Origin of the sequence: Acinetobacter sp. A2 (genome assembly GCF_012371325.1) — a bacterium.
In the GTDB taxonomy this organism is placed as follows: domain Bacteria; phylum Pseudomonadota; class Gammaproteobacteria; order Pseudomonadales; family Moraxellaceae; genus Acinetobacter.
The window spans coordinates 12,997-38,791 of the sequence record NZ_JAAZQX010000015.1; the positions used below are offsets into that span (position 1 = coordinate 12,997).

At 39.9% G+C, this 25,795-nt stretch carries 30 protein-coding genes; 9 read left to right on the forward strand and 21 right to left on the reverse strand.

The genetic code is table 11. The annotated features are described in order from the left end of the window. Window positions 1-34 precede the first annotated feature (34 nt). The 8 genes from HHA43_RS07265 to HHA43_RS07300 all read right to left on the reverse strand — a co-directional run bounded on the left by HHA43_RS07265 (window position 35) and on the right by HHA43_RS07300 (window position 6,228). Window positions 35-625 (reverse strand): uracil-DNA glycosylase family protein, encoded by a 591-nt coding sequence (locus HHA43_RS07265; RefSeq protein WP_168418299.1) that lies wholly within the window; start codon window positions 623-625, stop codon window positions 35-37. Window positions 626-659: 34 nt separating this feature from the next. Further along, window positions 660-1,112: an XRE family transcriptional regulator gene (locus tag HHA43_RS07270; protein ID WP_168418298.1), complete on the reverse strand. Its 453-nt coding sequence runs from the start codon at window positions 1,110-1,112 to the stop codon at window positions 660-662. Continuing rightward, window positions 1,109-1,318 (reverse strand): hypothetical protein, encoded by a 210-nt coding sequence (locus HHA43_RS07275; RefSeq protein WP_168461110.1) that lies wholly within the window; start codon window positions 1,316-1,318, stop codon window positions 1,109-1,111. Before HHA43_RS07275 ends, HHA43_RS07270 begins: the two co-directional genes overlap by 4 nt. Before the next feature lie 104 nt (window positions 1,319-1,422). Further along, window positions 1,423-2,133 carry an SGNH/GDSL hydrolase family protein gene (locus tag HHA43_RS07280; RefSeq protein WP_168418297.1) on the reverse strand — a complete coding sequence of 237 codons (711 nt, stop codon included), beginning with the start codon at window positions 2,131-2,133 and terminating at the stop codon, window positions 1,423-1,425. Window positions 2,134-2,281: 148 nt separating this feature from the next. Continuing rightward, entirely contained in the window at window positions 2,282-3,025 is a 744-nt protein-coding gene (locus HHA43_RS07285) for an SDR family oxidoreductase (protein ID WP_168461111.1), read from the reverse strand. A 13-nt stretch (window positions 3,026-3,038) separates the two neighbouring features. Then, window positions 3,039-3,737, reverse strand: a complete 699-nt coding sequence (locus HHA43_RS07290) for a histidine phosphatase family protein (RefSeq protein WP_168418295.1) — start codon at window positions 3,735-3,737, stop codon at window positions 3,039-3,041. Further along, entirely contained in the window at window positions 3,734-4,855 is a 1,122-nt protein-coding gene (locus tag HHA43_RS07295; protein ID WP_168461112.1) for a phosphotransferase family protein, read from the reverse strand. The genes HHA43_RS07290 and HHA43_RS07295 overlap by 4 nt, the downstream gene beginning before the upstream one ends. A gap of 131 nt (window positions 4,856-4,986) precedes the next feature. Further along, entirely contained in the window at window positions 4,987-6,228 is a 1,242-nt protein-coding gene (locus tag HHA43_RS07300; protein WP_168418293.1) for an acyl-CoA dehydrogenase family protein, read from the reverse strand. Window positions 6,229-6,321: 93 nt separating this feature from the next. Here HHA43_RS07300 and HHA43_RS07305 point away from each other — a divergent pair, with 93 nt between their 5' ends. Then, complete coding sequence (locus tag HHA43_RS07305; RefSeq protein ID WP_168418292.1) at window positions 6,322-7,239, forward strand: LysR family transcriptional regulator; 918 nt, start codon at window positions 6,322-6,324, stop codon at window positions 7,237-7,239. A gap of 51 nt (window positions 7,240-7,290) precedes the next feature. On the opposite strand, the gene HHA43_RS07310 is transcribed toward HHA43_RS07305, so the two are convergent. After that, window positions 7,291-8,271: a GlxA family transcriptional regulator gene (locus tag HHA43_RS07310; RefSeq protein ID WP_168461113.1), complete on the reverse strand. Its 981-nt coding sequence runs from the start codon at window positions 8,269-8,271 to the stop codon at window positions 7,291-7,293. Between the two features lie 111 nt (window positions 8,272-8,382). Between HHA43_RS07310 and HHA43_RS07315 the strand changes: the two genes are divergently transcribed. Next, window positions 8,383-10,170 carry an acyl-CoA dehydrogenase gene (locus HHA43_RS07315; protein WP_168461114.1) on the forward strand — a complete coding sequence of 596 codons (1,788 nt, stop codon included), beginning with the start codon at window positions 8,383-8,385 and terminating at the stop codon, window positions 10,168-10,170. An 83-nt stretch (window positions 10,171-10,253) separates the two neighbouring features. Here HHA43_RS07315 and HHA43_RS07320 read toward each other — a convergent pair whose 3' ends face one another. The 4 genes from HHA43_RS07320 to HHA43_RS07335 form a co-directional block, all read right to left on the reverse strand. Beyond that, the gene (locus HHA43_RS07320) at window positions 10,254-10,745 is read right to left on the reverse strand and encodes a hypothetical protein (protein ID WP_168461116.1); all 492 of its coding nucleotides are present in this window, start codon (window positions 10,743-10,745) and stop codon (window positions 10,254-10,256) included. Window positions 10,746-10,991: 246 nt separating this feature from the next. Continuing rightward, window positions 10,992-11,138, reverse strand: coding sequence for a hypothetical protein (locus tag HHA43_RS07325; RefSeq protein ID WP_168461117.1), 147 nt, complete (start codon window positions 11,136-11,138; stop codon window positions 10,992-10,994). 183 nt (window positions 11,139-11,321) lie between these two features. Beyond that, window positions 11,322-12,716, reverse strand: a complete 1,395-nt coding sequence (gene fumC / locus HHA43_RS07330; protein WP_168461118.1) for a class II fumarate hydratase — start codon at window positions 12,714-12,716, stop codon at window positions 11,322-11,324. A 162-nt stretch (window positions 12,717-12,878) separates the two neighbouring features. Then, window positions 12,879-13,883, reverse strand: a complete 1,005-nt coding sequence (locus tag HHA43_RS07335) for an SDR family NAD(P)-dependent oxidoreductase (protein ID WP_168461119.1) — start codon at window positions 13,881-13,883, stop codon at window positions 12,879-12,881. Between the two features lie 63 nt (window positions 13,884-13,946). Here HHA43_RS07335 and tusD point away from each other — a divergent pair, with 63 nt between their 5' ends. Genes tusD through HHA43_RS07355 form a run of 4 tightly spaced genes read left to right on the forward strand, consistent with a single transcriptional unit; the run spans window position 13,947 to window position 15,408 of the window. Further along, window positions 13,947-14,315: a sulfurtransferase complex subunit TusD gene (gene tusD / locus HHA43_RS07340; protein WP_168461121.1), complete on the forward strand. Its 369-nt coding sequence runs from the start codon at window positions 13,947-13,949 to the stop codon at window positions 14,313-14,315. A 44-nt stretch (window positions 14,316-14,359) separates the two neighbouring features. Next, window positions 14,360-14,710 carry a hypothetical protein gene (locus tag HHA43_RS07345; protein ID WP_168418284.1) on the forward strand — a complete coding sequence of 117 codons (351 nt, stop codon included), beginning with the start codon at window positions 14,360-14,362 and terminating at the stop codon, window positions 14,708-14,710. 32 nt (window positions 14,711-14,742) lie between these two features. Next, a complete protein-coding gene (locus HHA43_RS07350) occupies window positions 14,743-15,027 on the forward strand; it encodes a hypothetical protein (protein WP_168461122.1) in 285 nt (94 codons plus the stop codon). A 57-nt stretch (window positions 15,028-15,084) separates the two neighbouring features. After that, complete coding sequence (locus HHA43_RS07355) at window positions 15,085-15,408, forward strand: TusE/DsrC/DsvC family sulfur relay protein (RefSeq protein ID WP_168418282.1); 324 nt, start codon at window positions 15,085-15,087, stop codon at window positions 15,406-15,408. A gap of 54 nt (window positions 15,409-15,462) precedes the next feature. Here HHA43_RS07355 and HHA43_RS07360 read toward each other — a convergent pair whose 3' ends face one another. The 5 genes from HHA43_RS07360 to HHA43_RS07380 all read right to left on the reverse strand — a co-directional run bounded on the left by HHA43_RS07360 (window position 15,463) and on the right by HHA43_RS07380 (window position 18,415). Continuing rightward, window positions 15,463-15,960, reverse strand: a complete 498-nt coding sequence (locus HHA43_RS07360) for a winged helix-turn-helix transcriptional regulator (RefSeq protein ID WP_168461123.1) — start codon at window positions 15,958-15,960, stop codon at window positions 15,463-15,465. A gap of 258 nt (window positions 15,961-16,218) precedes the next feature. Next, window positions 16,219-16,662, reverse strand: coding sequence for a hypothetical protein (locus HHA43_RS07365; RefSeq protein WP_228284167.1), 444 nt, complete (start codon window positions 16,660-16,662; stop codon window positions 16,219-16,221). Next, window positions 16,652-17,029: a hypothetical protein gene (locus HHA43_RS07370; RefSeq protein WP_168461125.1), complete on the reverse strand. Its 378-nt coding sequence runs from the start codon at window positions 17,027-17,029 to the stop codon at window positions 16,652-16,654. The genes HHA43_RS07365 and HHA43_RS07370 overlap by 11 nt, the downstream gene beginning before the upstream one ends. 140 nt (window positions 17,030-17,169) lie before the next feature. Continuing rightward, window positions 17,170-18,057, reverse strand: coding sequence for a DMT family transporter (locus tag HHA43_RS07375; protein WP_168461159.1), 888 nt, complete (start codon window positions 18,055-18,057; stop codon window positions 17,170-17,172). A gap of 205 nt (window positions 18,058-18,262) precedes the next feature. Then, a complete protein-coding gene (locus tag HHA43_RS07380) occupies window positions 18,263-18,415 on the reverse strand; it encodes a hypothetical protein (RefSeq protein ID WP_168461126.1) in 153 nt (50 codons plus the stop codon). A 213-nt stretch (window positions 18,416-18,628) separates the two neighbouring features. On the opposite strand from HHA43_RS07380, the gene HHA43_RS07385 reads away from it, so the two are divergent. Then, window positions 18,629-20,059: a PLP-dependent aminotransferase family protein gene (locus HHA43_RS07385; protein WP_168461127.1), complete on the forward strand. Its 1,431-nt coding sequence runs from the start codon at window positions 18,629-18,631 to the stop codon at window positions 20,057-20,059. Between the two features lie 83 nt (window positions 20,060-20,142). Here HHA43_RS07385 and HHA43_RS07390 read toward each other — a convergent pair whose 3' ends face one another. The 3 genes from HHA43_RS07390 to HHA43_RS07400 form a co-directional block, all read right to left on the reverse strand. Beyond that, window positions 20,143-21,492 (reverse strand): DcaP family trimeric outer membrane transporter, encoded by a 1,350-nt coding sequence (locus HHA43_RS07390; RefSeq protein WP_168461128.1) that lies wholly within the window; start codon window positions 21,490-21,492, stop codon window positions 20,143-20,145. Between the two features lie 108 nt (window positions 21,493-21,600). Beyond that, on the reverse strand, window positions 21,601-22,974 hold the full coding sequence (locus tag HHA43_RS07395; protein WP_168461129.1) for an MFS transporter: 1,374 nt from the start codon (window positions 22,972-22,974) through the stop codon (window positions 21,601-21,603). A 292-nt stretch (window positions 22,975-23,266) separates the two neighbouring features. After that, window positions 23,267-24,181: a LysR family transcriptional regulator gene (locus HHA43_RS07400; RefSeq protein ID WP_168461130.1), complete on the reverse strand. Its 915-nt coding sequence runs from the start codon at window positions 24,179-24,181 to the stop codon at window positions 23,267-23,269. A gap of 116 nt (window positions 24,182-24,297) precedes the next feature. Between HHA43_RS07400 and HHA43_RS07405 the strand changes: the two genes are divergently transcribed. Together HHA43_RS07405 and catC are read left to right on the forward strand one after the other, a co-directional pair. Then, the gene (locus HHA43_RS07405) at window positions 24,298-25,407 is read left to right on the forward strand and encodes a muconate/chloromuconate family cycloisomerase (protein ID WP_168461131.1); all 1,110 of its coding nucleotides are present in this window, start codon (window positions 24,298-24,300) and stop codon (window positions 25,405-25,407) included. A gap of 13 nt (window positions 25,408-25,420) precedes the next feature. Beyond that, the gene (gene catC, locus HHA43_RS07410) at window positions 25,421-25,711 is read left to right on the forward strand and encodes a muconolactone Delta-isomerase (protein WP_168418274.1); all 291 of its coding nucleotides are present in this window, start codon (window positions 25,421-25,423) and stop codon (window positions 25,709-25,711) included. The last annotated feature ends 84 nt before the right edge of the window (window positions 25,712-25,795 follow it).

Below are 25,795 nucleotides of genomic sequence, written 5' to 3' on the forward strand. Positions count from 1 at the left end.
CACAAGATTAGTTAATATTAATATCAAAAGTTACTTATAGTAAGCCGATTTCTTTAAATAAGCTTAAATAGGCTTCTGCCTTTTTCTCTAAAGCCAAAGGATAAGCGCGTGATGAAGATGGCATGCGGTATAAACGTATCTCACGATTAGCCAAGTAACTTTGTGTCGACTGCCCAATCTGAGGTTTTTCTGTTTCTACTGGCATTGACTGCATGAGGGTATCTGTAGCTTTATCACCTGTAGTCATAATACTGCGGCATTCAGGCATCTGCTTTAAAAGTGCTGCAATATCCATATTTTGATGAATCTGCAAAAACTTATCGGAAGCATTGCCCTTGAGTCGAATCACCTGTTGCGCCGTATCAGAAATAGCGATTCCTGTTGCATTTAAGAACTCAATAATTTTATTTAAATGAAAGTTTTTATGTTCTAAATCTAAAAAATAGTTTTTATCTTGAAAAAAGCATAAACCAAAAATTCGCCACATATCGTTTTGATAATTCGGATAGTAAAAATCCATTTTCCAGCGGCTTTTTGGCGGAGGAAAACTACCCAACATTAACAGCTTAGCATTGGCGGGTAAAAAGGGTTTAAGCGGATGGGTTTCTATTTTGGAATCAGTCATTTATAGATAAAGTGTTTTATATTTTCAAATTCAGCTAAGACATTACTGTGCGGGCAACTTCATAATGGTTTTTATGTAATTTCCCTTGATTGAATAACCAGGTCGCAACTTCTGGCCAGAAGTACATGGCAGATTTAGATGCAAGCCCATACATAGGACGTGGAAAATTACCATCTCCACGTTTATTTTGAGCATATAGAGATAATGCTTGACGAGTCATACCCGCACGTTCAGCCATTTCGGCCAAAGTAGAATATCCTTGCTCTTCCACAATCAAATCATGAAATCCTAATGAGCGAATATCGTTTAAAGCAGAGCTAACAGCTTGTTCTGCATTGTCAGCTTCACGATCAAATTCAAGATAAATTGTATCGTTATAGCTACAAAGTAATGCATCATCACAACCCGCTTCAAAAAATTTATCTTCTAGTTCGGATAGATTAGCACGTGCATCACGTACCACAACGGTAAAGTGATAGTTATTCATAGCTCATCTCCATTACATTGCTTTAGCTTACGCAGGATTTGCTTTGCATGTGTTTCAGGATCTTTAGGTGTGCTCCACACACTCATTTGATGTTCCGTATGACCTAGGATAAAATGCATGTCCTGACTTGCCAGAGTCGACAACATCCCAACTTCAACAGCATAGTCAATCGCTTCGCGAATATGCTTATTGGGATGTTTCTTCATTTTTCCACCTTTATCTATTTTTTAACTATAGTATCATGTTGACCAATGTCAACAAAAGAATTATCAAAAAATTACCTGAATTTATACTTAGTATTACATCTATTTTAAAACCACGCTAAAACCCTATCCGCAACGTCTTTCCCCCAAATTTTATAAATTTCTTTACTCGGATGAAAACCATCTTTTGCCATTTCTAGATTCATGGACTGATATTTCTGAATATCGTATTCGATCCACTGCATAGCATCGTGTTGTGCAACAAATTGGGCTAATTTTTGATTCATTTGCTGTGCATATTGACCAAATAACCATGCCAAAGGGTTGGGCAATGCTGGAAATAAATGCATTGGTGGTACGCCTGTTGCAATAATCAATTCAGGTTGAAATTTATCCTGAATTAACTGATAAAACTGCTGTTGTTGCTTTATCCATTTTTGTGCAGACATGAGTTTAGTAACATCATTCACACCAACTGATGTCACAACGACGTCATATTTTTGATTGCTAAGTTTTTGTGTTTGATGAATAACTTGTGCTGTATTGTTACCCGATTGTGCTTCCAAACACCAATGCAGCTGATATTGATGTTTTAACTCAGCAATCATTGCACCGAGTAAGGCATCTTGCTGATGTTCTACGCCTACACCCGCAGCAGCGGAGTCGCCTAAAATTAATAATGACAGTGGTCGGCCTTGCCCTGTAATACCCTTACGCTCACCTGAGGGTTCGGGCAGCCTTATAGTATTTTTCTTCACTCTACTGCCCTGTATTACTAAGGCTGGAATTAAGGCAAGGGTTGCCGTTTTTAACCACATACAACTTTCACTCTAAAAGACAAAGGCAGTAAAACTAAAAAGTAAACGCTCAAATATAAAAATAGCACCCCATCATTTAAAGTGAGTCATGTATAACTCATCATCTTTAAATTTTAGGATGCTAATCTGAAAATCAAAACATCACTGTTTAGCCCAGTTTATTCACCAGTTTTAATGGTAAGACTTTCATGGCTAAACCAAGTGGCAACCATGGCCATTTAGGTACATAAGCCTTAATAGGTGCTTTTTCAATTTCTGCGGCAAGTAAACGTGAACCTGTTTTTTCATCCACCTCAAACGGTAATTTTTTTGCACCTTCGTTAATCTCGGTACGTATATAACCTGGGAAAATTGTGGTGACTTGAATAGGCGTATCAATTAGTTCTGCACGAATACCTTCTGCTAAATGTGCCACTGCAGCTTTACTTGCGCCGTAAGCAGTCAGATGTTTTGGCATACCACGAATGGCACTCATAGATGAAATCATCACCAAATGCCCTGAATTTTGCTCACGGAAAATTTCAACTGCTGCTTCACACTGTGCCAAAGCCGAAATAAAGTTGGTTTCTACCGTAGCTTTGTTGATGGCAAAGTTGCCTTTACCAATGCGACGTCCTTCGCCCACACCTGCATTGACAATAATTCGATCCAACTGTCCAAAGTTTTGTTTAAATTCACGAAATACCTGAAATACTTGATCGTAATTGGTAACGTCCAAACTTTTAGCAATCACACGAATACCATATTGCTGCTCAAGTTCCTGTTTCAATGTTTCTAAACGCTCTAAACGTCGTGCACAAATGGCAAGGTTATAGCCCTTTTGAGCGAATTCACGCGCCATACCTGCGCCAATTCCAGAACTTGCACCTGTAATTAGAATTGTTTTTGTCATGGTTCGATCCTTGTTAAATCCAAGTCAATAAATTTGAGTTTTCAGCTTTAATAAAATGATGTTCATTTAAGCTTAAGAGTTGTGGCTCGCTGCCCACCAAGCGTAAAGTGGTGATGCTTGAGTTGGTAATTGCCCAGTTCAATGCAAAGGTTTTATTAGGCGTTAAGCCCAAAATTTTACCTGCCGCTACAGAAATGACACCACCCGAAGTAAACACAACTGCATAACGTGGCTGCTTTTGTGCCAAGTCGGTACATAAATTTTGTAAGGCATCTTCCACACGTTGTTTGAAATGCGGCCAAGATTCTTCATATTCATGGTGATACTCACCACCTGTCCAGCGCTCAATTGCACCTTCAAAAATCTTTGCCAAATACGCACGAGGATTCACCTCTTTAGCCACATCCTGCTTCATTAGTTCAGGGTGATTAAAACGCGGCTCATACTGCGCAAAGACTTGTTGATGATTAAACTCATTCCAAGCACTGTCAGTTTGAATTTCAACTTCAGGAAAACACTCTGCTAAAGCCAATTGCGCCGTTTGCTGATGACGCTGCATTGAACCAGCAACGACATAAGGCGCTTCTTTTAAAATACGTTCAAAGTAGCGGCCGAGTAATTTGGCCTGTAACTCACCATTAGGCGAAAGTTGGTCATAACTTTCTGCACCAAACGAAGCTTGCCCATGACGAATTAAATAAATAGTGGTCATTTCGGCATGAGTTCCTTAAATTTAGCGATGTATTTTTGCGCCAGTTCATTGGCTTCAATCTTTTGTAAACCAATAAGCTTCAACGCACGAATATGCAAGGCATGAATCACAATCCAGAAGTCTTTAAACGCAGGATTATTGGTTTGTTTGTGGTAATAGCGATAATAAATTTGCTGAGCAATCACGGCTAAACGGAAAATTCCAAATACTTCATAGAAAGTCCAGTTGTCAGTGCTTAATCCAGTTTTTTGCAAATAGTAGTCCACCACTTGCTGACGCGTGAACATGCCTTTTAAATGCGTTGGTTGACGACGAGTGGCTTTAAAAATTTGGTTGTCCGTACCTTCTACCCAATACGCCAAAGCCGAGCCTAAATCCATAAGTGGATCACCCAATGTCGCCATTTCCCAGTCCAGCACGCCAATAACTTGCGTCGGATTTTTGGGGTCTAAAATGACATTATCAAAACGCCAGTCATTATGAATAATACAAGTTTTTGAATCGGCAGGAATATGGTCTAACAACCATTTACGCACATACTTAAAAGATGGCACGTTAATGGTGTGTGCTTTTGCATAGCGAGCATCCCAACCTTCTACCTGACGACGACAATAGCCATCGCCCTTGCCTAATTTTTCAAGCTCTGTCCCCCGATAAGGCACTTGATGCAATTCAATGAGTTTATCAATGACATTCACACAAAGTTCATGCACTTGCGTTTCGTTAAACTCAAGTTCAGGCGGCAATTTAGCTCGTGGAATAATACCTTCAATGCGTTGCATCACGTAAAAATCACAGCCAATTACAGATTCATCCTGACACAAAGCCACCATTTCGGGTAATACAGGATAAAATGGTGCTAAATTCTTTTGCACATGATATTCACGTGCCATGTCGTGGGCAGATTTGGCCTTAGTACCTTTAGGTGGACGACGTAAAATTAAATCGGTATTACTATACTTGAGGCGATAGGTCCAGTTTGATGCACCACCTGAATATTGTGTGACTTCTACGGGTTCAACGACTTCTACATTTTGTTGTTTTAACCATGCCGTGACCGCCTGAATATCGAGCTCTTCGCCATCGCGTACTGTGCCGCCTACATCAATAACTGACATTATTTTTCCCTAATTTTCTATCTTTTTAAATCTAGCATAAATTTTCTGCGTTCTCTTAAGATGTATTGGCAATATCAACAATATTGCCAAATACCATGCAAGAGAAACAGGAAAAAGTGTGCGCTAATGCCTTATTTTTTACGACTGCTACGGTAGCCACGTTTTGCCAACTCGAGTTTAGCAATCATGCCTTTATGTACTTCATCAGGCCCATCGGCAAGACGTAAACTACGGGCTTGGGCAAAGAAACCTGTGAGCGGCGTATCTCTAGACACGCCTGCACCACCATGAATTTGCATGGCCATATCTACCACTTTTTCCAAGACACTTGGTGCAACAACTTTAATTGCGGAAATTTCAGTCAATGCCGCCATATTACCTAAAGTATCCATTTTATAGGCTGCATATAGGGTTAATAAACGCGCCTGATCAATGGCAACACGCGCTTCTGCCACACGTTCCAAATTACCACCAAGTTTTAAAATTTCCTTACCAAATGCGGTACGGCTCATGCCGCGATCGATCATCAATTCTAAAGATTTTTCGGCTGCCCCGATGCAACGCATGCAGTGGTGAATACGGCCTGGCCCTAAACGACCTTGTGCAATTTCAAAACCTTGCCCTGCACCGCCAATAAAGTTTGCGACAGGCACACGCACATTATCAAAACTAACTTCACCATGACCATGAGGTGCGTCATAATCGCCAAATACAGGTAACATGCGCTCAATTTTAACGCCCGCAGTATCTACAGGCACTAAAACCATAGAGTGTTGGTGATGTCGGTCTTTGCTTTCATCAGGGGTATGCGCCATAAAAATAATAATTTTGGCATTTGGATCGCCTAAACCCGAAGACCACCATTTACGACCATTTAAGACAATTTCATCACCATCTACCACAGCTGTCGCCTGCATATTGGTGGCATCACTTGAAGCCACTGCAGGTTCAGTCATACAAAATACTGAACGAATTTTGCCTTCTAGCAGCGGTGTGAGCCATTCTTGTTTCTGTGCTTCAGAACCATAACGCCACAAAACTTCCATATTGCCGCTGTCTGGTGCATTACAGTTAAAAACCGTTGGCGCAATTAAACTGCGACCACTGAGTTCTGCAATGTGTGCATATTCTTGTACCGACAAGCCCTGCCCCAATTCTGGACAAGGTAAAAACATATTGCATAAGCCAGCAGCTTTGGCTTTGGCTTTTAGTTGTTCTAATTGTGATGGCCATTGCCATTTGGTCCAATCACCACCCTGATTCAGCTCATGGACTTCTGCCCAAAATTCGGCTTCAATTGGCTCAATTTCTTGGGCAATAAAGGCTTTGGTACGTTCTATATAGTCTTTGGCACGTGCAGATAGCTCAAACATGGTTCAAATCCCTTAAAATATTGTATTCATTGCTTTACAACACCTTAACTTGAAAACTAATATGAACAAAATGATTTAATTCAATAAAACACTATGAATCATATTCATAATAATGCAAAAATTGATCTTGCTGCTTTTCATCGTTTAGACATCAATTTATACCCAATGTTTGTTGCAATTTATGAACAGCGCAGTATTTCCAAAGCAGCACAAATTTTGTGTATCAGCCAATCTGCTGCCAGTCATGCTTTGCAACGTTTAAGACAGCATTTACAGGATGATTTACTGGTGCGTAATGGCAATAAAATGTTACCTACTCCTTTTGCCGAGCAAATTTATCCCACCATAAAAAATGCCTTGTTGGCCATTCAAAGTATTGCGGTACAAAAACAGCAGTTTGAACCCAATATGCTGCAATCACTTAAAATTGCTGTACATGATGAAATTGAACCGATTATTTTTCCTAAACTGGTGGCGCATTTCCAAAACCTGAATCTAGATATTCAATTTTTTAGCCACAAATTAGAGCGTAAAACGGTTTTGGCAGATTTGGCTGCCCAGCAAATTGATTTTGTCATTGATTTAGAACAAAACTTTGGCGATAAAATCCAGTTTCAATCTTTAGTACAAGATCAATTTGTAGTGTGTAGCCAATTAAATGAAATGACGACGGAACTGTATTTATCATCTGCGCACATTGGGGTTTCATCGCGCCGTACTGGTATGTTGCTTGAAGATATTTATTTGCATCAAAAACAATTATCGCGACAGGTTTTTTTACGTTGTCAGCACTATTCAACAGCCTTACAAATTTTGCAGCAGCATCCCCAAGCGATTTTGACCATACCGGAAATGATCTTAAAACATTTAAGCATCAGCCAAAAACTAAAGATTTTTACCGTTCCTGTAGACCTGCCTTTGATCAATATGGGGATGTATTGGCATAAAGACTTACAGGAAAATTCAAGACATCATTTTTTAAGACAGGAAATTTCTAAAATTTTTGCTTAGGCTATTTTGGTCAATTGGTACTATTAGTGCTTTCCTCTTTTTTTAACCAACTTAAAAATGTCGGCTAAAACGACGGCGATAATCTAAAGGTGTCAGCCCTGTTTTCTTTAAAAATAAACGGCGAAACGAGCTGCTGTCATTGTATCCAACTGCTAGCATAATCTGCTCAACGGTATAGTCGGTTTGTTCTAATTGTTTACGTGCAGCTTCTATACGCATAGCCTGTAAATATTGATTCGGTGCTAAGTCCAATGCTGCTTTAAAACGGCGAATGAGGCTGCGAGTGCTTAGATTGAAATGCTGAGCGACCTCATCTAAATTAAAGTTTTGCGAATAATGCTGTTCTATCCAATTTTGAACTTCCTGCACTAACGCATCTTGATGTGGTTTGGCAATTTTCATTAAGGAGTATGACAACTGGCTGTCACGGCGATAATCAATGACAAAAGATTTTGCAGTCTGAATCGCAACTTCAAAGCCATAAAAACGCTCAATTAAGTGCAAACCTAAATCAAACCATGCTAAGCCCCCTCCTGCACAGTAGATATGATCTGCATGGGTAATCATTCGCTCTACTTTTAATTCAACTAGCGGATAGCGCTGCTTAAAAATAGCTTCAAAACCCCAATGCGTCGTAGCCTGCTTGCCGTTTAGAATTCCCGCTTCAGCCAAGAAGAAATTACCAGTGCAATTTGCCGCAATCATGAAATGCTGCTGCTGTGCGTACTGTAAAAAATTTATCAATTCTGGTGTTCGTTGCAGCACAGACAATAAAGCGGCACCAATGGTTGGTACAACCACAAGGTCTGCATGTTGAATTTCCTGATAGCTAAATTCTGCATACATTTTAATGCCGTTAATGCATTGAATACTTTGCCCTTTGGGACTGGCAATTTTCACTTCAAACAGACGTTCAATCTGCTGGTTTTGAATACGGTTCCAACTGGCACCTGCCAGAGAAAATAAATCAACAATACCTGTAATGGCCGATGCCAAAGCACCATCAAAGGCTAGAATTACCACTTGCTTCATTGCTCTAATTCAATTTGTCACTTTTAGCTGCTTTGATGTCATTATTGACAATCGTCAGCTAATCTAGCAACTGTTATTTTTAACCCCAATATAAAAATATTCGGGTAAACCATGACACAGCTCATCAACGATCAAAATTTAGAATTTATGTTGTATCAGGTATTTAATGCTGAGCAATTGAACTCGTTTGAGCGTTATCAGGAACATGACAAAGTCACTTTTGACAGTATCCTGCATACAGCCAAAGGCATCGCCTGCGATTATTTTGCAGCGCATAACAGCAAAGCTGATCAGCAAGAACCAAGTTTTGATGGAAAAAAGGTAGAAACCATTGCCGAAGTGAAAACTGCATGGCAACAGTTTGCCAACGCAGGTTTGCTCAGTGCACAGCATGATTATGCAGACGGCGGCATGCAATTACCTACGCTCATCAATATGGCTGCAAATGCCTATTTTATGTCAGCCAATCCATCTACAGTGGCCTATTCATTCCTGACTGCTGCCGCAGCCAACGTAATTCAAGCGTTTGGCACAACAGAACAAAAACAGCGCTTTCTTCCACACATGTTCAGTGGCCGTTTTTCTGGCACGATGGCACTGACAGAACCAAACGTTGGCTCATCTTTAGGGGATTTGATCACTAAAGCCATTCCGCAGGCAGATGGCCAATACCTGATTAAAGGCCAAAAAATGTTTATTTCTGGTGGTGATCAAGACATTACCGAAAATATTGTGCATTTGGTTTTGGCACGTATTCAAGATGCACCCCAAGGGGTAAAAGGCATATCCCTATTTATTGTGCCTAAATTCAGAACGCATTTAGATGGTACATTAGCAGAAGCCAATGACGTACAACTTGCCGGCTTATTACACAAAATGGGCTATCGTGGCACAACATCTACCGTACTGAATTTTGGTGAGCAAGATGCTTGCTTAGGCTATTTAATTGGTGAAGCGGGTTCTGGTCTTAAATATATGTTTAAGATGATGAATGAGGCTCGTGTTGGTGTGGGTTTAGGTGCAGCTATGATTGGTTACCGTGGCTATTTGGAATCTTTGGAGTATGCCAAGCAGCGTCCACAGGGTCGTTTAGCGACTGAGAAAAATCCTAACAGCAAGCGTGTTAATATTATTGAACATGCAGATGTAAAACGTATGTTGTTGGCACAAAAGTCTTATGTTGAAGGTAGTTTGGCCTTATGTTTATTTGCTGCACGTTTAATAGATGAACACCAAGCAAATCATGATACTGACAGTGAAATTTTACTGGATTTAATTACCCCTATTGTAAAGTCCTTCCCTTCTGCTTATGGACCTAAAGCGAATGATTTGGCTATTCAGGTTCTAGGTGGTGCGGGCTATACCCGTGATTATCCTATAGAGCAATATTATAGAGATAACCGACTCAACCCAATTCATGAAGGTACTTTTGGTATTCAGTCATTAGATTTACTGGGACGTAAATTATGGCAGCATCAGGGTAAAGGCTTGAGCTTACTCATGCAGCGTATACAGCAAACGCTTACTGAAGTCTCCCATCCTGAAATACAAACCCTGGCCACAATTTTCCGTAATCATTTGGACACTGTCCAAAAGACCACGCAAACTCTTGGTACTGCCTTACAACAAGGCAAAATTCAGGAAGGACTGGCAAATTCGGCCTTATATTTAGATATGATGGGTAAGACTATGATTGCTTGGCTCTGGTTAGAGATGGCTAACAAAGCACATTTGCATTATGCAGCATCTACACACGAGCAAGACCAACACTTTTGGTTAGGGAAATTACAAGCCGCTCGTTATTTTATACGTTGGGAGTTGCCTGAAATAGAGCATCAAGCCAAACTGCTGTGTAGTTTTGATGATAGCTGCTCCACGATGCAAGCAGACTGGTTTTAATTAATTAAAAAGGGATTGTGCTATTTATAGACACAATCCCTGCTTCCTTCACGTTTATATTGAAATTGATATTGAATGAATATTTAAAATTTCGCTTCGAGCACTTTTGCCGAGACTTTGCCTTTCCATAAATCACGCAAAATAGGTAAATAGAATTTTTCACCGACTTCAACTAATTCTGCATCAATCAAGGCATGCGTTTCATGCATGAATAAATAATCCAGTTCCACTGTTTCTAGTTGTGGTTGCGCCTTGGCAAATGCTTTGCGTTTTTGTTGGGCTTGTTTGACTAACTGATCTGCGAAAGTTTTGCTCTTAAATTGACTAATTGCATTTAAACGCAATTCAATTACGCCCCAACCACTAAGCAACAATTTAAATAATGCAAGGTCTGCAGTGGTAGATTCCCAAGTCATTTCTTCTAGGTTTTCATTTTCAGGCAATACAGGAAGCATCAGTTCCATTACGCTTGGGAAAATCTTTTTAAAATTCAGAATAAATTTAACAGGATGCTCACCTGGATAATCTTGAAATTGCACATGTTGCTGAACATCAGTTAAATAAATATCGAACATTGAAAAAACCTTAAATAAGACACCGTTGTTTATCATTTTATCTTAAGTATGTGAAACAACAGCATACTTATAAAAGCATAAACAACAAGGGAGATGCATTTTAGCAACTATAGCATTTAATTCAATGTCGTATTTTTTGACAGCTCACAACAAAGTCTAAATTGAATAAGAAAACCGCCTCTAGGCGGCTTTCATTTAAAAAATATTAGGTACGCAAAATGCGTACTGATCATTCAGCAAGGTAAATTATTTCTGTTCCCTTAACGGATGATCTGGTTCAGCATTGGGCTTTTTCTGTGGCTCAGTGTTTTTATAAAGATCGTGCTTACCTTTATCTTCATTCGACTCTTGATGCGGATTTGACTCCTGCTGTGATGGATTGTTATTGCTCATGTGGTTAGTCCCTTATTTCTGTCTACGTTAAGAAATTAATAAAATGAATCGGGAGCAACATCAATAATGCTTATGTTACCCCTTACCAATCTGCAACAGAGCAACAAAATGATTATAAAAAAGTCTGTATTGACCTAATTTAAGCAAGGCACATACAGACTTTTTAAATACACTCAGCCCCGACTATTTAGCATTTGGCGCAATCATCTGCTCAGGACGCACCACCTCATCAAACTGTTCTGCCGTGACCAAATTCATTTCTACCGCAACTTGTTTTAAGGTTTTATTTTCCTTGTAGGCAGTTTTAGCGACCTTGGCTGCATTTTCATAACCAATCACAGGATTTAATGCTGTGACCAACATGAGTGAGTCATGTAAAAAATGATCTATTTTTTCACGATTGGCTTCAATTCCAATAGCACAATGTTCATTAAAGCTGTTACAAGCATCACCAAGTAATTGAATCGATTGCAACAAGTTATAAGCAATCACGGGCATGAACACATTCAATTCAAAATTACCCGATGCGCCTGCAACATTAATTGTGGTGTCATTACCCAAGACTTGTGCGACTACCATGGTCATGGCTTCACTCTGAGTTGGATTAACCTTGCCTGGCATAATACTTGAGCCAGGTTCATTTTCAGGAATACGCAACTCACCAAAACCACAACGTGGGCCACTGGCCAACCAGCGAATGTCATTGGCTATTTTATTTAAGCTTACCGCCAGTGTTTTTAATGTGCCAGATGCAAACACTGCAGCATCGCGCCCAGCCAAAGCTTCAAATTTATTGGGTGCAGTGATAAACGGCAAACCTGTAAGTTCGGCTAATTGTGCTGCTGCTTTTACTGCGTAATCTGGGTGAGCATTCAACCCCGTACCTACCGCAGTTCCACCAAGTGGTAATTCATATAATCCTGTTAAGGCCTGTTGTAAGCGCTTTAAGCCATGATCAAGCTGAGACACATAACCACTAAACTCCTGCCCTAAGGTTAAAGGTGTGGCATCTTGTAAATGTGTACGACCAATTTTGACAATATCTGAAAACGCTTCACTTTTGGCATGTAGTGTATGCCGTAAGGCTGTTACCGCAGGAATAAGAAGCTCATTCATTTGCAAGCTTGCAGCCACATGAATGGCTGTTGGAAACGAATCATTGGTCGATTGTGCACGGTTAACATGATCATTTGGATGTACTGGCTTTTGTGCACCCAGTGGATTCCCCAGTTTTTGATTGGCAATATTGGCAATGACTTCATTGCAGTTCATATTGCTCTGTGTGCCTGAACCCGTTTGCCAAACCACCAATGGAAATTGGCTGTCCCACTGACCTGCAATTACTTCGTCTGCAGCCCCCACAATATACTGCGCCAACTCCTGAGGAATTTGTCCTAACTCTGCATTCGTGATTGCAGCGGCTTTTTTAACCAAGCCCATGGCTCGAATCATGGGACGTGGCAAACGCTCATGACCAATTTTAAAATTTTGTAAGCTGCGTTGGGTTTGTGCTCCCCACATCGCATCATTGGGAACTTCAACTTCACCCATAGTGTCATGTTCAATACGTGTTTGCATGTTCCGCCTCTTTCCCTAATGATTGTTAGATGATATTAATTTGATCTTACAAAAAGTCCGCCACCCAGTAAATGATAATTATTATCAATAATAGCTTTTGAGAATATTTGCTTTCACGATGCTAACGTATATGTGACCTATCTACCTCGTTCTAAATTCTCTCTAATGCTTCAAGGTATTTTGATAAAACCGCCATTCATCTTCCAGCATTTTTTCCAGACTACGTTTAGGTTGCCAGTTTAGATATTGCTCTGCCTTGTCCAAACTTGCCCCTAATTGATCCAGTTCAGGGTGCTCATAATGAATTGCAGGCATAGTATGGATTTCAGCCTCAGTGACTTGGGCAATTTGCGCCAACAACTGTTTAATTGAAATGACCTCGCCTGCAATATTAAATGCCTCACACGCATGCGTTTGCTGAAATAACCAGTGCAATGTCGCAATAACTGCTTCACAGGCATCTAATACATGCACAAAACTACGTTCTACCGTTTGATCGTCTGTATTGGCTTGTTGACGCAGTTCAATTGCTTCCCGCTGCTGTACCGCGACTTGCATCGCCAAAGGAATAATATTTTTGGGTAGTGGCGCAACAACTTCGCCCAATACTCCATGTTCAAATGCACCAGCAACATTACTCAAGCGCAAAATGGCAATATTCCATTCATTATCGGTTCTAAAGGTATCTCTAATGATTTCTTCAACCATTTGCTGTGATTTTACATAAGGGTTGGCATAGGCATAATTAAAAGGCTGAGTTTCTTCTAAATCCAGTCCTGATTTGCCATAGACTGCCAAACTCGACAAATGCACCAAACGTCGCACACCTGTACGCTGCATAGAGCGCAATAAACTCATAATGCAACTGACATTATCGTTATAATATTCCAGCGGCTTTAACACCGATTCTTCTAAAGATTTAAAGCCCGCACAATGCACCACTGCAGCAATTGAATATTGTTCAAAAACTTTGTTTAAAGCAGGCGTATTGCGTATATCCACTTTGGCAAAAGGCACATAACGCCCTGCAATATATTCAAGTCGCTCTAAAGTTTGCATGCTTGAATTAGATAAATTATCTACAATAATGACCTCTTGCCCTTGAGCCATCAGGCTTAATGCAATGTGTGAGCCTATAAAGCCTAAACCACCAGTCACTAAAATCATTTATACTACCTTTGTCTTTATGAAGTCCAAATGCGCTTAGGCACATTTCATTAGTGAATTTTGATGAGTACCTTATTACTAATAACCTCTGCACCAACCTCCATTCATGCGTGGCATGCACTGGGGCTTGCCCAAGCTTTACAACACAAAAATGAAGCATTTCGTGTGTTTTTCTATCAAGATGGCGTTGCTGTGGCGAACGAATTGCAATGGGTACCTGACGATCAACGCAACCTGAAAACTGAATGGCAAAAATTGGGCATTCGTTTACCAGTATGTGTCAGTGCTGCCCTAGCACGAGGAATCTGCGATGCAGAGAATGCCAAACGCCACCAACTCAGCCAACACAATTTAGCCAAAGGCTTTGAATTAGTAGGCTTGGGCGAATTGGCCGATGCTGTGCAAAGTACAGAACGCCTGATTCAATTCTAAGCAATCTGTTATTAACCATGTGTTGCATTTAAAAGGTAAATTGTGTGAAAACTGTACTCGTTATTTTACGTCAGGCCAATTTAAGCAGTCTGCAAGTCCATGAAAGCTTGTCAGCAACGATGGTTTTGGCCACTTTTGGTTGTGAAGTCAAAGTCTTATTGCAAGACGCTGCCTTGAGTTTGTTGCAATCTGACCTTGCTTTTGACTCGCTACAACACGCCTTTAAGCTTGCGTCCAACTTGGTCGATAGCTTTGAATTTTACGATCTGAGTCCTATTTTGATAGAAAGTAAGCATGCTCAATCGGCTTTTGTACAAAATACACCACATGAAATTGAGTTGGTTGAGCTGAATCGCGCATTGATTCAAAGTTTTGATCGGGTTTTATATTGGTAATTTGCCTTAACTTAAAATGAATCGAGCATCGTATGTCTGAAGCACAGTTATATTTAGTCCAGTCTAGTTTTTCGAGTACACCTGCAGTTTTGGAACAACTCCAAGCGCTCTATGCCCCACAAGATTCTGTAGTTTTAATGGGTGGTGCAGTGCTGCATCAAACTCATGCTATATGTGCAGGTTTAGACAAAATTTATATGTTAGAGCATGATGCACAAATGCTGAATGGTCACTTGGCTGCCAATATACAAGTTTTAGATTATGTCGCTTTTGCAGACCTGTGTTTGGCACAGCAACGCTGTATCAGTTTAAAATAACTGTTTGTAATATTTTACCAAAGACCTAAAAAACGAAGATATAGAGTTTTCGCATTTATGAACCAAAACACGACTCTCGAACTAGACCAAGATGGACATTTATTGGATTACACCATTTGGGATGAACATGTCGCACAACAACTGGCAAATAGTTTAGACCTTGAGTTAACTGCATGGCATTTTCAGGTACTGCAAGCGGTACGTCAGTTTTATCAGCAGTTTGGGCACTCGCCTGCGACTCGACCTTTAATTAAGTTTTTAATGAAAACGGTTGGCCCAGAAATTAACAATGCCGTTTTACAGGAAAAATTTAACACTGGTTTGGTTGCACGTCATTTGAGTCGCTTAGCGGGTATTCCCAAACCTGCCAACTGCTTATAGCATTTTTTATGATTGTTAAATCGAAATAATTGATCGCTTTTTGCCTTTAATGTTCTAGGCTTCTTGCGCATCTTTTAGGTTTTGCTGTGCCTGAATGGCATGATAATACACAGGCGTCAGAAATGGTTTTACCTGTTTGGCATGTAACGCTTCACCACATGCTGAACAGACTAGAATAGGCTCAAACTTTTGGGCACAGGTTTTATGAATATATTCCACAGGTTTGCCTAAGCCTTGATCCATCCATTTATCTGCCCATTTCACCATAGACAGCATTAAGGGATATAACTCTAAACCTTTTTCAGTCAGTTTATATTCAAAACGCTCTTGCCGCTCTACATAAGGGACTTTGACTAAAACGCCATGCTCCACCAAACGCTTTAGACGATCAGATAAAATATGCCGCGTAACCCCTAAATGCTGCTGAAAGTCATCAAAGCGACGCATTCCCATAAAGGCGTTACGTATGATTAGCAATGTCCAACGGTCACCAATAACCGATAAAGTACGTGCAATTGAACACGGTTGATCACCAATTTCATCCCACTTCATCTATAGCCGTCCGTTCTGACTCAATACTTTCAAATTAAAGGATTCTATAAATTTTGCAAAGCAACTTTTGTTCATATACAGATATAAATTTAAGTTTTACTTCACAATACAGCATAAATTAAACACATCATAAAAAAATCCCCAATTTAGGGGATTCAGCGTTATTTCAGCACTAAGCTTACTGATTGATCTATTCTACAACAGCAGATGCAGCTATAAAGCAATGCGAAATAAGACTTTTGGGCAGATTAATAAACCTTACTTCGCTTCTGCACAAAAAACCTGTTCGGTCATACCAGAGGCAGTCAAACTATTATGCTGTTGTTCCAAGTAACGATTGGCCACCATCAGCATGACACTGGCAGGATATAAATCTAGATTGCGTTCTGAAATATCTGCAATATTTTTATAGGCTTGGTAACGTGCACAAAATGCACGCTTTTGCTCACTGGCAGTCGCTTGACTAGCAGGATCATCCAATACCCTTTTACTGTCATTCACCACTTGAGTGTATTGATTCAATAAGACTTGATATTCTTGCTGTGATAAATGGCTGTGATGCTGTATTGCATCACTCGCAGGCTTTGCAGTAGCTGTTTCCGCTGCCTGAAGACTAAAACTCAGACTGGAAAAGCTTAGCAATAGTGCAACACCAATTTTATTCAGTTGCATGATATGCCGTACGCTAAAATTAAGATGCATCGCCTTCTTTCCATACGTCTTCATAGTCATCTGCATCTATCATAAAACGATAGCCTTCTTCCAAAGCTAAATATGGGAGTACATCGGGTAAAATGTCCTGCAATTCACGCACGGTCATGGTTTCAAAGTTAGCATCTTCTTCACCGAGTTCACCACCATAGATATACCAAGCCACTTGCTCATCACCCTCTGCCTTTTTACGCAAGCCGACTATCGGGTCTTTATTTAAGGTTTGTACAGCCACAGCCACCACGTCATCACCACTAACTTCGACATAAGCTGAACCAAATTCTTCGCAAAGTAATTGTTGCTCTTCAATCAATGCTGCCAATGCAGTATTTTTTTGCTTTTGTTGTGGTTTAGACATAGGGCTTTCCTGATCTGATATGCTGAAGTGAAGTCATACGTATTTATAAATAAACTTAGGTTATTCTAGCGAGATTGCGCATAGAGAAAACTTTTATTTTAGGTTTTAGACATTGATTTGATCTGTTGAATGATTGTGCATTAGGCCCAAATCACCAACATTGCTGCAAGCACAACTAATCCCAACCCCCAATGGTCGGTTCGGGCGAGTTTTTCTTTAAAGAAATAGGCAGAAATTAGTAAGCTGAATAATATTTCAATTTGACCAAGTGTTTTGACAATTGCCACTGTTTGCATACTCATCGCACTAAACCAACCCAGTGACGCTAAAAAGCTACAGATACTGACTTTAAAGGTCAGCCCTACACGTTGCCACATCGCATATAAAGTGTGTCGTTTAAAAATGCCTAAATATGCCAATAAAATACAGCATTGAAAACCAATCACCCAAACCAATACCCATGCAGCGCGGTGGATAAAAGGCAAAAAATCAAGTTCTAAACTGGCTTCGCGTACTAAAAGTGAGGTGACGGCAAAACTCAGCCCACTGCCAATTCCAATAGCCAAAGTAGTCAAAGAAAAGTCGCTGCGCTGATTGCCTTTACTGAGTAAAAAAACTGCGATACCACCAATAGCAACACCGAGCCAAGCCAAAGCACTTAAATGTTCCTGTAAGAAAATCACACCGACGATTGCGGCCAGTACCGCTTCACTTTTGGCAAGGCCAACACCGACTGCATAATTTTTCTGTTGGAAAAGTTTGACCATTAAAGCGGTTGCCAATATTTGGCAAATAGCAGCAATAACTATATATAGCCAAAACTTTGAACTGAACTGTAGCTCGACTTGCGCAGGTTGTTGCCATTGCAACAGATTTAAATAAAGCACAGCAAAAGGTAAAGCAAAAATAAAACGTGCGAGCGTAACGCCGTAGACATCAACCGTGGTGCTGAGTTGTTTTTGAAAAGCATTACGCCATGCCTGCATAAAAGCAGCCATTAAGGTAAATAGCACCCAACTAGAAATCATCATCTACCACTAACTTAGATCCGCAGCGCTATAATTTACGCCTATTCAGTTCATTTTGCGATGGCGGATTAACTTTGTAATAGCCGATTACAAGGATTAATTCTGATATTTTTTGAGCAATAAACAAAAAGACATTCATCAATCAATGAATGTCTTTAGCTTAGAATAGAAATAATGACTGAATTAAATGTTCAATACGCAGTCATTAAAACTTATCGGCATTGACCACTAGAGCCACCCCAATACAGAACAAGGCCACATATACGGTAAACCAAATAATCATGTGTTTAAAAGCTTTGTCTGAAATACTGCTATCGGCATATTTCTGCGGTTTGCGTGGTGAATTATCTTCTTGCATATCGACTCCGATCTGACCAGACAAGTGGAATATTTGTATTATCTAAAACTAATGCACACTGCTGTAGATACAAATAATTCATTTAAAACTATAACAGTTAAGTGATCTACCCAGCCCATCTGTTATATAAATACTGATTTATTACATGCTTTAATATTAAAATTAGAGCAAAATACACTTGAAGCAATAACACCTAGCATGCGGAATGTTGCAATGTATAAATCAGAACAACTGGCTTTGAATATTAGGCAACTGATCGAAAATGGTGCATGGAAACCACATAGTAAATTGCCTTCATTGCGAGAACAGTCACACATGAGTGGCTATAGTTTAATGACGGTTTTGAATGCTTATCAGGAACTTGAAGCACAAGGTCTGGTATATGCCAAACAAAAGTCCGGTTTTTATGTCGCAGAGCGTTTTAACTCTCAGCCGGTACATACAGCTAGTAGCTTAAGTCTAAATTCCAACATTCAAATGAACTCTTTGGTATTTCGTTATTTGAAATCCATTCAGTCTGAAGCCGTATGTCCTTTAGGTTCTGCTTTTCCCAATGCAGAATTACTGTTTAATGCCAAATTAATACAAATTTTGGCACAGCATGCCAAGCGAAAAAGTAGCTATTTTAGTCATGACCACATGCCACCTGGACATAACGAATTAAGAAAGATTATTGCTAATCGGTACTGTTTACAAGGCATACCCACACATGCAGATGACATTGTCATTACATCAGGTGCTTTAGATGCTTTAAATTTGTCATTACAAGCCTTAACCAAACCAGGCGATTTTATTTTATTACAAGAAACAATTTTTTATGGTGCTTGGCAAGCTGCAGAGCGCTTAGGCTTACAGGTGATTACCATTCCTGAACATCCTGTTTCAGGTTTGGATATAGCGTCCTTTGAACAAGCATTGAAGCAATATCCAATTAAAGTGTGCTGGCTCATGCTAAATAGTCATAACCCGATTGGCTTTAGTGTGCGTCATGAAATTAAACAGCGTATTGCTGAACTATTAGAAGAATATCAAGTCTATTTAATTGAAGATGATGTCTATCAAGAGCTGTATTACGGTGCGCAAAAACCTCTACCTATGAAATATTTTGATAAAACACAGCGTGTATTGCACTGCTCTTCTTTTTCTAAAACGCTCGGTGCTGCGGTACGCGTGGGCTGGGTCTATGCAGGGCAATTTTCCAATGCAATTCAACATTTGCAATTAATGAGTACAGTTTCAGCAAGTCCTTTACTACAAAATAGTTTGGTCGATTTTCTATCGCATCACCACTATGAAAAGCATGTACGTCTGTTACGTAGTCAGTTGGAAAAGCATAAAAAAGTGTTTTATCAACAACTGAAACAACGTTTAAATCCTGCATGCAAGATTCACTACTATTCTAGTGGTTATTTTTTATGGGTTGAGTTGCCCATAAATTTAGATGGTTACGCAGTTTATCAAGCCTTAATTCAACAACAGATTGGTATTGCACCAAGTCAGTTATTTCGTTCTGAGCACGTTAAACAAAACTTTATCCGTTTAAATTGCTCTTTTGCTTGGACAGCAGAAATTGAACATGCGGTTACTGTACTTGCAGAGGTGATTCAGCAACATATTACGGCACACGAACAACTAGAAATATAACGTGATCTATATGCCATATTTCGCAACAAAAAAGAGCCGAGTTTTTCACTCAGCTCTTTTGAAAGTTTGTATTTAGTTCAAACTTAGAAGTTATAAATGGCAACTGCATTAATTCGGTTGTCTTCACCTGTTTTACTGCCATTAACAGCTTCTAAAGCAGTACGTTCACCATAGACATACTCAAGACCAAAGCTTAATGGTTTACGCGGGCTATAGAAAATATTTGCCCACCCTTGCCATAAATCTTTGTTAATGCTTGTTTTATCTGATGTTGCAGCTATATAGTTAGGGTCTTTATCAAAACTCATATAGCCATAGCCGAGTGTACCGTGAATTTGATCTGTAAATTTTTGGGTAATACCCACCATAATTGAATCAAATTCGCTTTGTGCAGCTATACGACTATCTGCAGTAATGGCACCTTTATCATTTAAAGCGGTTACAGCAACGCCTTTATTGGCAAATGATACAAAGCTGCTATCACCTTTAACATGGTAATAATCTGCTTTAAGGGTTGTGCCAGGGACAACTTCATATTTTGCACCTACGCCCACACCCCATGCCATTTCTTCTTCAGAATTAACACGTTTTTCATGGCCCATAGCACGAACACTAACATTTAAATTATCTGCAAATTGATGATTTAAACGTGCTGTCAATGCAGGTAAACGCTGGCTAATTGTGGCATCTTTAGGGTCTTCAGCTGCTACAACCAAATTAGTTTGTGGACTAAATTTTGTAGTATGACGAACCTGAGGTGTACGTTTTACCGCACCACCTACAAATGCCAATGCATCAATGGTTTCTGGCATATAGTCAGGAATGGCAAAGTTTGACCAAGTTTGACCAATTAACCAGTTGCCATAATTTAAGTAAGCATGACGAATACGTAAATTATCAAAATTAGAACCGCCCAAGAAGTCGACTTCAATTTTACCGTTTACGTCTTGATCACCTACAGGGCTTTTGAAATCCAAACCTAAACGTGTAGCAGAAAGCGTTGATCTTAAACGATCACTACTTTCATTATTGCCTTCTAACGCCACTGCATTAATGTGGTTATATGGCAAATCTCGGCTACTGCCCTCAACCTGATAAGACGCATCTAAACGCACATTACCATATAAGTTAAACTCAGCACCTTTGGCTGTTTTCAGAATCGGACTTGGGCTTGCTGAACTGCGTTGTACATTGGCAATTGCATTTGCTGTTTGCGTATTTTGTACTTTTTGCTGTTCTATCAGACCACGTAAAGCTTGAACTTCCTGTCTAAGTTGCTCAATTTCCGTTTGCTGTTGGGTCTGCGCCTGAGCTGCAACACTCATACCGCCCATACTCAATGCAATCATGCTCATCATGAGCGTGCGCTGCATTGTTGGTCGAACCGTTGTAGATTGAAAATTAAAAGATTGGGTTAATGTTTTCGCGTTCATCCTAAACTCGCTTGTTATTGTGCCATCAAATTCTAGCAACAGATCACCATCGCTTACGATGGCGATCTATATCATTGATGACGAAAGATTAATTGAAAGGTATAGAAATTATTGGGTTGCTTTTTGTGCAATTGGATTGCTTTCTACCGCAGGCTCTGCAAGGGCTTTGGCATCTACTGAAGCTTTTAAATTCACCATGAAGATCGCTAAAGCAGCAATTACACCTGGAATCGCAATAGCAAAGAAGTTCATTTGGTGCGGTAAATTCATGGTCAATAATGCACCAGTTAAGACTGGTCCAACGATCGCACCGATACGACCAATACCTGATGCCCAGCCCATACCTGTAGAACGTACAGTAGATGGGTAATATTGTGCGACGAAAGTATAAAGCAAGATTTGTGAACCAATGGTTGCTGCCCCAGCAACTGCAATCAAGGTGTACAACACAATTTGTGGACTGTTAAAGCCAAGTAGAATTAATGCTGCTGCACCACAGATAAACATAATGGTCAGTACTTTTTTGATATGGAAGCGGTCAGCCAATGCACCACCACCAATTGCGCCAATCATGCCACCAATATTCAGTGCGAATAGGAAGATCATACTTGCGCCCAATGAATAACCCGCTTGGATCATTAATTTTGGTAACCAGCTGCCCAAAGCATAAACCATTAACAAGCACATGAAGAATGCGATCCAGAACATGAAGGTACTGAACATACGACCTTGCTGGAACAATGCTTTTACAGGTGCTTCATCGCCTTTAGTCACTTCATTCAGTACAAACTCAGTGTCACCATTTAATTGTTGGCTTGGCGAAATTTTTTGCACAATACTGCGGGTTTGCTCAATTTCTTTCTTGTTGGTCAAATACATAAGTGACTCAGGCAAGAATTTCCAAATTAACGGTAAAGCCACCAATGGAATAATTGCGATGTAGAACATGATTTTCCAGCCAAACTCTGGCACTAACCATGCACCCAACAATGCTGAAGTCATACCGCCAATGGCATAACCACTAAACATCAGCGCAACCAAAGTACTACGAATACGCTTAGGCGCATATTCTGTCATAAGGGCCACAACGTTTGGCATTACCCCGCCAATACCAAGCCCAGCAAGGAAACGTAAAATACCAAATTCGACTGGATTGCTTGCAAACGCACCTAAGAATGTAAAGCCACTGAAAATAGCCACACAAATCATGATGGTTTTTTTACGCCCCAATTTGTCAGAAAGCGTACCGAAGGTCATGGCACCAAACATCATGCCAAATAATGCGGTACTGGCCAGTAAGCCAGCTTGAACTGCACTTAAAGCCCACTCTTGCATGAGCAGCGGCAATGCAACCCCATAAATGACTAAATCATAACCGTCAAAAATAATGATCATCAGACACCAAAACAATACGCCCCAATGGAATGGCGTGAACTTGGCATCATCAATCAAGGTATTGATATTAATTTTATTGCTTTGCATCTTGCTTCACCTCCTAATTGTGAAGTCCGTTACTCCAACTCAGATGCACACAATGAATAAGAAGTTAAAATTTGTCCAAAACTGAATAGGCATGGATGCATACCTAAAAAGTCTAAGAAAATATAAGATATTGATATTTATAAGAATAAAATAGAAAGTGTATAAAAAATGCCGTCATCAGAAATAGTGAAAAAGTTTTTCTCTCTAATTCAGATGACGGCAAATACAAATAAAAAGCACAATAAATTAATGTGTGATTTAATTCTCAATCCATTGATTTAAATTAAATTTATTAGAATACACTACGGTCATAGGTCACAGCTTCCAAGTCATAGACTTGATAGATGCAGTCAAATAAAGAACGAATATCTTCACTTTCATCCATATTACGAATTGCCATAAATACAGGACTTACAGCCGAGTCATCTAATAAAGGTATAAAGTGCAAATGTGCCAAATGAATATTTTGTGCGCTTTCTGGCACGATACACACGCCCTCACCTGCAGCGACAAAACCCAATGCTAATTGTAATTCACGCACTTCACGAATTTTTCGAGGCTCTAAACCATACTCAGAAAACACGCCACGAATTTGGGTAGAGAAGTTTGGTTTATTGTGGTTTGGATATAAAAATAGTTGTTGATCAACAACATCCGCCAAATATACACCTTCTTTTTGTGCCGAAAATGGGTGGCTAGAATGCACTGCAACCATCAAGCGTTCTTCACGTAACAAGATACGTTTAACTGCAGGATCAGAAATTCTTAAACGTCCAAACCCAACATCTATACGCCCTTCTTTCAGTGCCTGAATTTGGTCATTGGTGGTCATTTCCACCATTTCTATTTTTAAATGCGGATGCTGCTGTTTAAACAAATATACAATTCTTGACAATAAACCGAACAATAAAGAACCAACAAAGCCAATAGTCACGGTACGATCAGCAATACCTACCCGTTTAGTCATCGACTTAATTTCTTCAGCATTAGACAAAAGTTTAACAGCATGCTGGTAAAAAAATTGGCCTGCTTCCGTGGTCTTAAGCGGTCTGCTACCGCGCTCAAATAGTTGAATTCCAAGCTCTTGTTCTAAATTTTGGATCTGTCTGCTCAAAGGTGGTTGAGCAATAAAGAGTTTTTCTGCTGCCTTGGTGAAACTTTGCTCTTCTACAACTGCAACAAAATAACGTAAATGTCTGAGTTCCATAGCTCAAAATACCTTTTAAGTATAAAAAAATGCAAATTTGATCTTCGACCAATGCAATTTATTCTTTTAAGGTATATCACATAACTGTAATAAAGCAATGATATGAAGGGCAAACCATGTATAAGTCAGTAGAAACTTTGCTGGTGGAAATACCAACCATCCGTCCACATAAGATGGCGGTTGCAACCATGCAAACCCAAACCCTGGTATTAGTCAAAATCACCACTGAAGATGGTTTTGTTGGCTGGGGCGAAGCGACCACAATCGGTGGCTTGGGCTATGGTGAAGAAAGCCCAGAAAGTGTGAAAACCAATATTGAAACATATTTCGCACCATTGCTAAAAACTTTAGCTGGCTTGAACGTTGCGCAAACTTTACAGATCATTAAAAAGAATATCAATGGTAACCGTTTTGCGAAATGTGCCATTCAAACTGCTTTATTAGATATTCAAGCACAACGCTTAAACCAACCTTTAAGTGAAATTTTAGGTGGTCGTCTACGCAACTCTGTTCCTGTGTTATGGGTGCTTGCATCTGGCGATACAGAAAAAGACATTGCTGAAGCGCAAAAAATGATTTCGGCAAAACGCCACAACACTTTCAAACTCAAAATCGGTTCACGCCCTGTAGAGCAAGACGTTGAACACGTATTAGCCATTAAACAAGCTTTAGGTAAAGACGTTTCTATTCGTGTAGACGTTAACCGTGCTTGGTCAGAACTTGAAGCCATTAAAGGTATCCAACTTCTACAAGATGGTGGTGTAGACCTGATTGAACAGCCATGTGCAATTGACAACATTGATGCCATGGAGCGTTTAACTCGCAAATTTGATATTGCCATCATGGCAGACGAATCATTGATGGGCCCACAAAGTGCTTATCAATTAGCGAAACGCAATGCGGCATCTGTTTTTGCAGTAAAAGTTGCACAGTCTGCTGGTCTGATTGAAGGCTGTGAAGTGGCAACGATTGCACAGTTGGCAGGTATCGACCTATATGGCGGCACCATGCTTGAAGGCCCTGTAGGCACAATTGCATCTGCACACGTGTTCTCTACCTTCCAAAATTTAGCTTATGGCACTGAATTATTTGGCCCATTGCTGCTAACAGAAGAAATTTTAAAAACTCCGCTTCAGTACCAAGACTTTGAATTACACCTTCCAACAGGTGCAGGTCTAGGCATTGAACTGGATGAAGACAAAATTGACAACTTGCGTCGTCAGTAATTAGGAGAAACCCATGCTTTTCCACGTACGTATGGATGTAAACATTCCATTGGATATGCCAGCTGAAACAGCCAACGAAATCAAAGCCGTTGAAAAAGCCTATTCACAGGAATTACAGCATCAAGGCAAGTGGCGTCATATTTGGCGTATTACTGGCCAATATTCAAACATCAGTATTTTTGATGTAGAGAGCAACGAAGAACTGCACAACATTTTACAAGGTCTTCCACTCTACCCTTACATGAATATTGAAGTGATGGCATTGAACCGCCACCCATCTTCAATTCGTGAAGATGACACCTGATACAACACAAGTACTGGAATAAGTCATTTATTCCAGCACCAAAGAAATACACATATTTAACACCAAGTAAACAAGGAATGTGGC